Annotated in this window: 12 protein-coding genes; 2 read left to right on the top strand and 10 right to left on the bottom strand. The window is 64.3% G+C overall.

Annotated elements, in window-relative coordinates:
* Positions 1 to 30 precede the first annotated feature (30 nt).
* The 7 genes from ACXJL8_RS22565 to ACXJL8_RS22535 all read right to left on the bottom strand — a co-directional run bounded on the left by ACXJL8_RS22565 (position 31) and on the right by ACXJL8_RS22535 (position 5,499).
* Positions 31 to 1,299, bottom strand: a complete 1,269-nt coding sequence (locus tag ACXJL8_RS22565; protein WP_456621754.1) for an AAA family ATPase — start codon at positions 1,297 to 1,299, stop codon at positions 31 to 33.
* Positions 1,296 to 2,030, bottom strand: a complete 735-nt coding sequence (locus ACXJL8_RS22560) for a CpaD family pilus assembly protein (protein ID WP_456621753.1) — start codon at positions 2,028 to 2,030, stop codon at positions 1,296 to 1,298. Before ACXJL8_RS22560 ends, ACXJL8_RS22565 begins: the two co-directional genes overlap by 4 nt.
* 20 nt (positions 2,031 to 2,050) lie before the next feature.
* Entirely contained in the window at positions 2,051 to 3,526 is a 1,476-nt protein-coding gene (locus ACXJL8_RS22555; RefSeq protein WP_456621801.1) for a type II and III secretion system protein family protein, read from the bottom strand.
* Between the two features lie 11 nt (positions 3,527 to 3,537).
* Positions 3,538 to 4,341 (bottom strand): Flp pilus assembly protein CpaB, encoded by an 804-nt coding sequence (gene cpaB, locus ACXJL8_RS22550; RefSeq protein WP_456621752.1) that lies wholly within the window; start codon positions 4,339 to 4,341, stop codon positions 3,538 to 3,540.
* Positions 4,342 to 4,468: 127 nt separating this feature from the next.
* Positions 4,469 to 4,993 carry an A24 family peptidase gene (locus ACXJL8_RS22545; RefSeq protein WP_456621751.1) on the bottom strand — a complete coding sequence of 175 codons (525 nt, stop codon included), beginning with the start codon at positions 4,991 to 4,993 and terminating at the stop codon, positions 4,469 to 4,471.
* Between the two features lie 123 nt (positions 4,994 to 5,116).
* Positions 5,117 to 5,257 (bottom strand): hypothetical protein, encoded by a 141-nt coding sequence (locus ACXJL8_RS22540; protein WP_456621804.1) that lies wholly within the window; start codon positions 5,255 to 5,257, stop codon positions 5,117 to 5,119.
* Between the two features lie 77 nt (positions 5,258 to 5,334).
* Complete coding sequence (locus ACXJL8_RS22535; protein WP_008131913.1) at positions 5,335 to 5,499, bottom strand: Flp family type IVb pilin; 165 nt, start codon at positions 5,497 to 5,499, stop codon at positions 5,335 to 5,337.
* 269 nt (positions 5,500 to 5,768) lie between these two features.
* On the opposite strand from ACXJL8_RS22535, the gene ACXJL8_RS22530 reads away from it, so the two are divergent.
* Entirely contained in the window at positions 5,769 to 6,596 is an 828-nt protein-coding gene (locus ACXJL8_RS22530; protein ID WP_456621750.1) for a sterol desaturase family protein, read from the top strand.
* Positions 6,597 to 6,744: 148 nt separating this feature from the next.
* Entirely contained in the window at positions 6,745 to 7,236 is a 492-nt protein-coding gene (locus tag ACXJL8_RS22525; RefSeq protein WP_456685612.1) for a pilus assembly protein N-terminal domain-containing protein, read from the top strand.
* 117 nt (positions 7,237 to 7,353) lie between these two features.
* On the opposite strand, the gene ACXJL8_RS22520 is transcribed toward ACXJL8_RS22525, so the two are convergent.
* From ACXJL8_RS22520 to ACXJL8_RS22510, 3 genes are all read right to left on the bottom strand, one after another.
* A complete protein-coding gene (locus ACXJL8_RS22520) occupies positions 7,354 to 7,566 on the bottom strand; it encodes a cold-shock protein (protein WP_007599788.1) in 213 nt (70 codons plus the stop codon).
* 271 nt (positions 7,567 to 7,837) lie between these two features.
* Positions 7,838 to 8,125 carry a translation initiation factor IF-1 gene (gene infA / locus ACXJL8_RS22515; protein WP_456621748.1) on the bottom strand — a complete coding sequence of 96 codons (288 nt, stop codon included), beginning with the start codon at positions 8,123 to 8,125 and terminating at the stop codon, positions 7,838 to 7,840.
* Positions 8,126 to 8,149: 24 nt separating this feature from the next.
* Positions 8,150 to 9,748 (bottom strand): DEAD/DEAH box helicase, encoded by a 1,599-nt coding sequence (locus tag ACXJL8_RS22510; RefSeq protein WP_456621747.1) that lies wholly within the window; start codon positions 9,746 to 9,748, stop codon positions 8,150 to 8,152.
* Between the last annotated feature and the right edge of the window lie 635 nt (positions 9,749 to 10,383).

Below are 10,383 nucleotides of genomic sequence, written 5' to 3'. Positions count from 1 at the left end.
ACCGAACACTTAACAACTCCATGCGGCGGCTTATTTTCCCCGCAACTTCTCAATCAGGGGTGAAAGGAAGGACGACTTTTGCTTCTTGGTCTCGCTGCGGCCGGTGAGGCGCTGGGCGATCTGAAGGAACATCTCGATCGATTTGTGGTTGGCCGAGATCTCCGCGATCATCTGACCGTTGTTGGCCGCCGAACCGAAGATCTGCGGCTCGAACGGGATCGAGACGACCGGCTGGCTCTCGATCGCCTTGGCGAATTCGGTCGCGGCGATCTCCGGCCGCTTCGGGACACCGACCTGGTTCAGGCAGTAGAGCGGCGGCCGGTCGTTGGGGCGCGAAGCCTTCAGGAGATCGAACAGGTTCTTGGTGTTGCGCAGATTGGCGAGATCGGGCGCCGCCACGATCAGGATGTCGTCGGCCCCGATCAAGGCGCGCTTGGTCCAGCCCGACCATTGGTGGGGAATGTCGAGCACGATGCAAGGCATGGTCGAGCGCAGCGTGTCGAACACGGAATCGAAGGCGTCGCTGCCGAAATCATAGACCCGGTCGAGCGTCGCCGGTGCCGCCAGCAGGCTCAAATGGTCGGTGCACTTCGACAGCAGGCGGTCGATGAAGGCGGTATCGACGCGGTCGGGCGAGAACACCGCGTCGGCGATGCCCTGCGGCGGATCCTGATTGTAGTCGAGCCCGGCTGTGCCGAAGGCAAGATCGAGATCGGCGACCACCGCGTCCATCGCGAGGTCGCGCGCGATCGCCCAGGCGACGTTGTGGGACACGGTGGAAGAACCGACGCCGCCCTTGGCGCCGACCACGGCGATGATGCGGCCGACCGCCTTGGCTTCCGGCGCCGAGAACAGGTTGCAGATCGAGCGCACGACGTCGATCGCGCCGACCGGTGAGAGCACGTAGTCGCTGACGCCGCGACGCACCAGCTCGCGGTAGAGCATGACGTCGTTGATGCGGCCGATCACGACCACGCGGGTGCCGGCGTCGCAGACGGTGGCGAGGTGGTCCAGGCCGGTCAGGAGGTCGTTGCGTCCGTCGCTTTCGAGCACGATCACGTTCGGCGTGGGCGCCGAGCGATAGGCTTCGATCGCAGCCGCCATGCCGCCCATCTGGATCTTCAGATGGGCCTTGCCGAGACGGCGATCCTCGCCGGCCGACTGCACGGCGGCGGCGGTCTCCACGGTTTCGCAGAAGGCCTGGACCGAGACGCGCGGCGCGGGCGCGATATGCTCCTCGGCCGGCGGAGGCGAGGTTTCCGGCTGCTCTTCCGGAGTCTGGCGAGCGTAGCTGATCATTTGCCGGTATCGCTGAGTTTGGCCTTGTCGGCTTCGGGATAGGGCACCGCCGTCGGAATCCCCTTGCGATACTTCTCGAAGGCGGCGGTGCGCCGTATCGTGTAGGAAGGTGTCTCAGGCCGCGGCTGCTCGAGGTCCGACGGATTGTCGACCATCGCCGCGAGGTTGCGCTGATAGGCGCAACCGTAATTGTAGTATTCCTTGTTCTCGAACCAGCTCTTGTTCTTCATCGAGGGGCCGATGTCCTCCGGCCACAGACCGCAGGGGCCCGCGACCGCGGCGATCCTGGAATAGGTCAGACGGATCGGCGGCAGGAAGCGCTTGTCTTCGGGCTGATAAGGGCGAGCCATGATGCCGCGCGGCGGAACGCCGGCCGCTACCAGCATCGCCTGGATCTCACGCATCGTATCCGCCACCGGACGCGCGTTGGGCGTGCCGGACGGTACGTCGATATGGATGGCGCCGGTGCCTTCGTGCAGCCAGGCCGACGCCACGCCCATCACGTCGGCGCGCTGGGCGGCGGTCAACCCGCCGCGGGCGTGGCCGACGAAGACGACGATCGAGCGGTTCTGCTCCTCGATCGCGATCGGGTGACGCTGCTTGTAGTCGTCGGGAATCGAGCCGGTGACCACTTCGTCATGCTGGCAGCCGCCGAGCGCAAGCGCGATACCGACGAGCGCGCCACCGAAGCCGATGGCGCGTTTGCGAATCTGGGGTGGTCTTGTGGTCATAGCGAAGTCCCCGTTCCGCCTCAGTCGGTGATGAAGCCGTAGGTGCCGCGGTAGTTGCGTGCCGGCTCGGTTCTGCCGGGCACGCCATAGATGCGGTTGATGTTGCCGATCAGCTCGGCCTGCGGATCCGAGGACGCCGCGAAGCCGTCATCCGGACGCGACAGGTCCTTCTGCGCCACCGCGCGCACGATATAGGGCGTCACGATCACGACCAGCTCGGTCGTGTTGTTGACGAAATCGCGGCTGCGGAACAGCGCGCCGAGGACCGGGAGCTGCGTCAGGCCCGGCAACCCGCTGACCGCCTGCTTGGTCTGCTGCTGGATCAGGCCCGCCATCGCCATCGCGCCGCCGGATGGAATTTCCAGCGAGGTCTCCGCGCGGCGGGTCTTGATCGAGGGCACGGTCAGCGAGTTCACCGAGCTCGATGTCACGGCCTGCGACAGCGTGATCGCATTTTCGTTGGACAATTCCGATACTTCCGTCATCACCCGCAGGCTGATCTTGCCTTCGCTCAGCACCACGGGCGTGAAGTTGAGCGAGATGCCGAACTTCTTGAAGCTGATCTGGGTGGTACAGACATGAGTCGTGGGATCGCACGCATAGCCCGCCGGTACCGGGAATTCGCCGCCGGCGATGAAAGTCGCCGACTCGCCCGAGATCGCGGTCAGGTTCGGCTCGGCCAGCGTCCGGATCACGCCGGCGGTCTCCATCGCCCGCAGCGTCGCCTGCACCGACGGCGCCGCGCCGAACTTCGTGGTCAGGCTGTTGCCGTCCACCAGATTCTTGCCAAGAGCGGTGAACGGGTTGGAATTGGTGAAGCTCACCACCGACGTGCCGTAGCTGAAGTTGGCGGAGAGGTCGATGCCGAGCTGCTTGACGATACTGCGCGCGACTTCGGCGACCGTCACCTTCAGCATGACCTGGTCGCGGCCGCGGACCACGATGGAGTTCAGCACCTTGTCGGCGCCGCCGGCGAGCCGCGCGGCGAGATCGTTGGCCTGCTGCGCTTCCAGCGGGTTCGCCGCCGAGCCGGTCAGGACGACGCCGTCGCCGAGGCCGTCGATCTGGATGTCGGAATTGGGCAGGACCTGCTTCAGCGCCGCCCGCACGCCGTTGAGATCGCGCTTGACCGCGATGTCATAGGCCGCGATCTGCTGGCCGGCGGAATCGAAGAACACGATGTTGGTCTGGCCGACCGAGGCGCCGATGATGTAGGCGCGCTGTGACGAGCGGACCACCGCATTGGCGATCTTGGGGTCCGCGACCAGCACGTCCTTGATGTCGCGCGGCAGGTCGATCACGATCGACTTGCCGATGCCGAGCGAGAGGAAGCGCGCGTTCATCTGGCCRTCGGCCGCGGCCGGCGCCACGGGGCGGTAGTCGGCGGCGATGACCGGAGCCAGCGCCGGATTGAGAGCTAGCGCGAGTGCGGCCGAAAACGACAGGGCGCGGACCATGGAGGTCCGCATCGTCGGCAAATTGGCCCCGCATTTCATATCGACTGTCCTCATCGTACCTTCGCCGTCTGGCTTGGGATGCCGTAGCGAATGACCGAGATGCCGTCTCCGCGCGGCTTTTGCGACTCGTCCAGCGTGTTGTCGCTCATCTTGACGTCGGCAATGCTGCGCAGCGCCAGTGACAGCGTGCCGCTCTGGCGGGCGGCGGAAAGGGTCGCGGTCTGCGCGGGATTGAGTTCGAGGGTGACGGTCTTGCCGACCACCGCGTTCTGACCGTCCTTCTCCCTCGGCGCCTGGTCGATGGCCAGCACGCGGATATTGACCAGGATGATCTCGGACGTGACGATGTCCGGGGCGCCGGCGCTCTGGTCCGGGTTCTTGAGACGGCGGGTCAGAAGCACGTCGACACGGTCGTTGGGCAGGATGAAGCCGCCGGCGCCGGTCTCGGGAGAGATTTCGGTGGAGACGGCGCGCATGCCGCTCGGCAGGATCGCGGCCATGAAGCCGGAGCCCTCCGCCTTGACCAGCTTCTGGTCGCGGATCGGCTCGCCCTGGATGAAGGGGGCGCGCGCGATCGAGCCGGTGACCTGGGTCACGCCCTCGGGACGCTCGTTGCGGCGGATGAAGGTGGCGCTGGCGGTCGCGGACGGCCAGGTCTGCCACTGCACGTCGTCCGGCTTCACGGTCTGGCCGAGGCCGATGTCGTTCTTGGCCACCAGCACGTCGACGGTTGGAAGCTGCGCGACAGGAGCCGCCGGAGGCGGCGCAGAATTGTCCGAGCCGCTCGCCAGATACGCGGCGACGCCGCCGGCGCAGATGGCGACCGTCAGGACGACAATGCGGGCCCTATTCATACGCTCACTTTCCAACTAAACGCCGCGACGGTTCCGCCGCCGTAATCGGCAGTTGACCAGCTATTCGTCAAAGCATGGTTAATGAGGCGTATCTAAATCAGCTTAACGCCGGGTTATCCCGCAGCGTTCAGCGCAGTGCGAGGTGAGCGAGGTCGATCGCTTTCACCCATTCGGTCTCCGGGTAGACCATCAGCGCGCTCAGCGCGAGCGCGATGCCGTAGGGGATGCCGCTCTCCTTGGCGTGCAGCCGCGCGAGCCAGGCCTGGCCCGCGAGCCCGTAGGGCAGCGGCCATTGCCGGAACTGGAGCAGGAACAGCGTCAGCGCACCGCCGAACAGCGAGGCGTAGAGCAGGAAGTTCATCAACTGTGCGAAGCCGAACCAGAGCCCGACGGAGGCCGCGACCTTCGCATCGCCGCCGCCGACCCAGCCCATCGCAAAGCAGGCGAAGGCCACGACCAGGACGAGCGCGCCGGCGCCGACATGGCTCAGCATGTCGTAAGGTGCCATGCCACCGGCAATGGCGAGCGCGAAGAAGCCCGCGACCAACACCAGCGAGACGCGGTTCGAGATCGTCATCGTGAAGAGATCGCTCGCGGCGGCAAACGCCATCAGGGCCGGGAAGAGCAGAAGGCGCGCGAGGTCGAGGATCATGGGCTGCGTCTTGAGGCCTGGGTGTGTCGCCGGATCGGGGCGTCGCCGCATGCTAGCCGGCAGTGCTAAACAAACCGACAACGGCAATGGCGACCCTGGGGTCGGAAGCCGCCGAGGGCGCTCTCACCAGAGGCTGGCAATGCGCGCGGCGAGCGCGACCATCGCAAGCAGCAGCGCAAGGCAGACCCAATAGGTCGGCGCCTCGGTCCGCGCCGCTTCCGCCTGGCCCGCCGCAAACGCGGCATCGGTTCTGAATTTACGCAACGCCACTGGAACTCGCCGTGTCCGAAAAAAACAAAGGCCCCGGAGATCCGGGGCGTTTGCCGTCGTGCGTCGGTCGCTTACTTCAGCGACGAGCTGATCGAACCGAACTTGGCGTTCAGCGTGGTGCCGAGATTGTTGACGACGGTGATGATGGCCAGCGCGATGCCGGCGGCGATCAGACCGTATTCGATGGCGGTGGCGCCGGATTCATCCTTCGCAAAACGCGCGATCAGGTTCTTCATGAACTAAACTCCATCTGGGGTGGGGTCGCCTCATCGGCGCTGCATTGACGCCATGACCATGAAAGCCGAGCTCTTTCGGTAGAGTTAATTCAGACGGTTAAAGCCGGCGCCTGCGCGATGCTTTTGGCCAGAGTGAATTTCACCTTAAGAGCGCCATTGAAAATTCACGCCTGGTCGAACTGCGCTGCATGCGCGCCGCCAACTTCATCCTCCCTTAAATTTCGCGGAGTAGGCCTAGAGCGGACCAGGACTTCGGAAGAGAGGCGACTATGTCGAGCCTACCCATGCAAGTCGCCCTGATGCTCGGCGAGACCATCGCGAAGGTAATCCCGATCACCTTCGCACTCGCGGTAGTCTTCACCGTTCTCGAACATTTCTGGGCCTGCAATCCCGGCGCGCCGTGGTGGCGCAAGCGGGAGATCGTGACCGACATCTGCTACTGGTTCTTCGTCCCCGTATTCGCCCGTACCATGCGGATCGGGCTCTTGATCGTCGGCGCGGGCGTGGTCTTCAACATCCACGATGCCGACGAGCTCATCGCCTTCTACGACAATGGCCACGGCCCGCTGTCGCAGTTGCCGCTCTGGGTGCAGGGTGCGCTGTTCCTGGTGCTGTCCGATTTCATGCTGTACTGGCTGCACCGGCTGTTTCACGGCGGCGGGTTCTGGAAGTACCACGCGATCCATCATTCCTCGGAGGAGCTGGGCTGGATTTCCGCGGCCCGCTTCCATCCCGTCAATCTCATGCTCGGCACCATCGGCGTCGACGTCGTGCTGCTGATGGCCGGCATTTCGCCGAACGTCATGATCTGGGTCGGCCCGTTCACCACCTTCCATTCGGCCTTCGTGCACGCCAACCTGAACTGGACCTTCGGCCCGTTCAAATATCTGCTGGCGACGCCGGTGTTCCACCGCTGGCACCACACCTCGCTCGAGGAGGGCGGCGATACCAATTTCGCCGGAACGTTCCCGATCTGGGACGTGCTGTTCGGCACCTTCCGCATGCCGGCGGGTGAACTCCCGCAGGATTACGGCAAGGACGAAGCGACCATGCCGAAGGAGATCGCGGGCCAGCTGGCCTATCCGTTCCGCCAGTAGGACGGGGGCCGGCAAAACGCCGGTCCGTTCAAACAATAGTCGGCGAATTTGCGGAACGTTCATGAATTGAGGGCAGGTTAGCCGTGTCGGGCGCCGGCTCCGCTTTCAGAATCGTTTCTGCCGGTTTGTGACGTCCCGGGGTAAGAGTATGCGTAAAGAGTTGCTGCGCCGTCATGCGCGCGTCTGTCTTCTGGTTGCGGCTGCGGTGCTGGCTTCGCCGGCCGCCGGCCTTGCCGAACCCACCGCCGATGCCATCGCCGTCAATGTCGACCAGGCCAAGCTGGTGCGGCTGCCCGGCAAGGTGGCGACCATCGTGGTCGGAAATCCCCTGATCGCCGACGTCACGCTCCAGCCCGGCGGCATGATCGTCGTGACCGGGAAGGGTTATGGCGCCACCAATTTCATCGCGCTCGACAGGGGCGGCGAGATACTGGTCGATCGCCAGATCCAGGTCGAAGGTCCGAGCGACCGGCTCGTCACCGTCTATCGCGRTATCGAGCGCGAATCCTACAGCTGCATGCCGATCTGCCAGCGCCGCGTGACGCTCGGCGACAGCGACACCTACTTCAACAACACGATGAGCCAGGCCGGCTCGCTGAGCAACACTGCCAGCGGCGGCGGGGCCGCCAAGACCAATTAACAAGACCAACGACGCGGACGGCGCAAACCGTCCTTCGCCTATGAAAAAAGGCCGTGCATGACGCACGGCCTTTTCCTTTGGCGTGTTCGCTCGATGCTGGCCGAAGGCCAGGCCGGCTCAGCCGGCGGAGCGGAGATTGTCGGCTGCCGACTTGCCGGACCGGCGATCGGCCACGATCTCGTACGAGATCTTCTGGCCTTCGCGCAGCGTACCGAGGCCGGCGCGCTCGACGGCGCTGATATGCACGAACACGTCCTGTCCGCCGTCGTCGGGCTGGATGAAGCCAAAGCCCTTGGTCGCGTTAAACCACTTCACGGTTCCCATGCTCACGGGGGTAGTTCCTTCTCAGATCACACAGTGTAAGAGCCCGCTCGCGCGGGCAGGTTAGATCGAATTTCTGGAAGGGTCGTCAGCGTGTCTGAACCGGCTGTACCGGTGGATGCTAATGTCGTCCGGCCGAAAATCGATTAGCTGATTTTATTGGAAATAAGGCCCCAAAACAATCCTGACATGCACGGTTTTTTGATCCGCCGTGATGGCTCACGGCGGATCAGCATACAGGTCGGAATTTTAATTCCGCGCTCGCGCGCGAACGGGCCGTTTAGCGGCGACGGAACTGGCCGCCGCGCGCCCCGCCCCGCGGCGGGCCGCCGGGCGTCGAGGGACGTTCGTCCTTGTGGCGGAAAATCAGCCGGCCCTTCTCGAGGTCGTAGGGCGACATCTCCACCGTCACGCGGTCGCCCGCCAGCGTCTTGATGCGGTTCTTCTTCATCTTGCCGGCGGTGTAGGCAACAATCTCGTGCCCGGCGTCGAGCTGCACACGGTAGCGCGCGTCGGGGAGGATTTCAGTGACCAGTCCTTCGAACTGGATCAGCTCTTCCTTAGCCATGAATTTCTCCAGGTCGATGGTCGGCTAATTCGAATAGGGTTTGCGGGTCGGTTGGCCCATCGGCCGACTCTCGCGGCGCAAAAAGGCCACGCCTTGTATCCCATCAGGCTTGCTGGCGCTATGCGCGGAACGCTGCTCAGGTCGGTCGGTTGGCGAAGAGTGCATCTTACCACCGGACCGGCGGCGGCGAGAACCCTTCGAGACCTTCTGGCTGCCGCCAGGCCGTCCGTCAACGTGCCTTCCTTCACCGTGCCGACCTTCGCCGGGCCTGCCGTCGCCCTGCTTGGCGGCGCCATGCCGTCCGTCAGCACGCCTTTCGTCAGCACGCCGTCCTTCACCCTGACGTCCCTCAGCATGCCTTCCCTCGCCATGCCTTCCCTCACCATGCCTTGCGCCTTGCGGGCGCTGGCCCGGGCGGCCCTGGCGGCCCTGCCGTTGCTGTGACGGGGGCGCGCCCGCATCGCTGCGGCCGGCGTCCGTGCGGTTATCTTCCCGCGGCAGCGTCACCTTGATCAGCCGCTCGATGTCGCGGAGATAGCCGAGTTCCTCGCCGCCTGCGACCAGCGAGATCGCGGTGCCTTCGGCGCCGGCGCGCGCGGTGCGGCCGATGCGGTGGACATAGGTCTCGGGCACATTCGGTATGTCGAAATTGATGACGTGGGTGATGCCGTCGACATCGATGCCGCGGGCGGCGATGTCGGTGGCGACCAGCGTGCGGATTTCACCGGAGCGGAACAGCGCCAGCGTCCGCTCGCGATGGTTCTGCGACTTGTTGCCATGGATGGCGCTGGCGGCGATGCCGGCCCTCTCGAGCGTCTTCACCACCTTGTCGGCGCCGTGCTTGGTACGGGTGAAAACCAGCGCGCGGTTGATCGGCTCGTTCTTCAGGAGCTTGGTCAGAACGGCGGGCTTCGCCGCGAAGTCGACCTGAAGGATGCGCTGGTTGATCCGCTCGGCCGTCGAGGAGACCGGGGTCACCGCGACGCGGGCGGGGTCACGCAGCATCGCGTCGGCGAGTTCGGCGATGTCTTTCGGCATCGTGGCCGAGAAGAACAGCGTCTGCCGCTTGATCGGCAGCTTGGCGACGATTTTACGGATGTCGTTGATGAAGCCCATGTCGAGCATGCGGTCGGCCTCGTCGAGCACGAGGAACTCGACGCTCGAAAGCTTCAGGCCGTTGCTCTGCACGAGGTCGAGCAGGCGGCCGGGGGTGGCCACCAGAACATCGACGCCCGGCATCAGCGCGCGGACCTGGCGACCCATCGGCACGCCGCCAATGGCGAGGGTCGAGCCCAGGCGGACGTGGCGGCCATAGGCGTTGAAGCTGTCCAGGATCTGGCCGGACAGCTCGCGGGTGGGCGAGAGCACCAGCACCCGGCAGGTCTTGGGCTGCGGCTTGATACGGTTCTCCAGCAGGCGGTGCAGGATCGGCAGCGCGAAGGACGCGGTCTTGCCGGTCCCGGTCTGGGCGATACCGACCACGTCGCGGCCGGTCAGCGCTATCGGGATGGTCTGGGCCTGGATGGGGGTGGGGGTGAGGTAGTTCTCTTCGGCGAGGGCGCGCGCGATGGGTTCGGCGAGGCCGAAGTCCTGAAAGGAAGTCAAAAGTTGGGTTCTTTCCATGTCGAAAGCGGGCGCCCGGCGCAATCAGCGGGGCACGCGCAATACGGGTGTCGAATAGACACCTGCGTGTTTGGGGTGTCGGATGGCTTGGTGAGATGGGGCAAGCCAGAGGCCCAGACGGGCTTAAGAACACGCGGCTCGCAACGACCACTTGATTCGCAAGAGGTCTCGACGACCATATGGAACATTGGCGAGGCGCTTTCAAGGCAGGCGCGTCCCGAGAACCGGTTGCGGTGCAAAAATAGTTATGCCGGAAATTTAGACAGAAGTGTCATTTTGCTCAAAAAATAACCTGTATGCCGCATTAGCATACATTTTATTTGCCCATTGTTTGGGCGATTGGACCGTGGCGAAACTTTGATTTTCGCCAATTTAATAAGTCATATCAATGGCTTAATTAGTGACAGGTCCATGGCATGGTTCTTGCGATTCCGTTAATCGCAGGCGGMCGTGGGGCCGTTTCGCAGCGTCTTTTCACGTCTGCGTCAGGGAGATGATACAATCATGCTTACCAAATCCACTCACGATATAGCGGCGTCATTTAGCCGCCGCGGCGTGCTCGCCGCGACCGCCGGACTGATGCTCGGTCTGGCTTCATTGACTGGCGCGAAGGCTGCCGACGACACCATCAAGGT

It is taken from the genome of Bradyrhizobium sp. P5_C11_2 (genome assembly GCF_054049755.1).
Note: the sequence above shows the minus strand (reverse complement) of the source record. Positions and strands in the feature narration are given on the sequence as shown.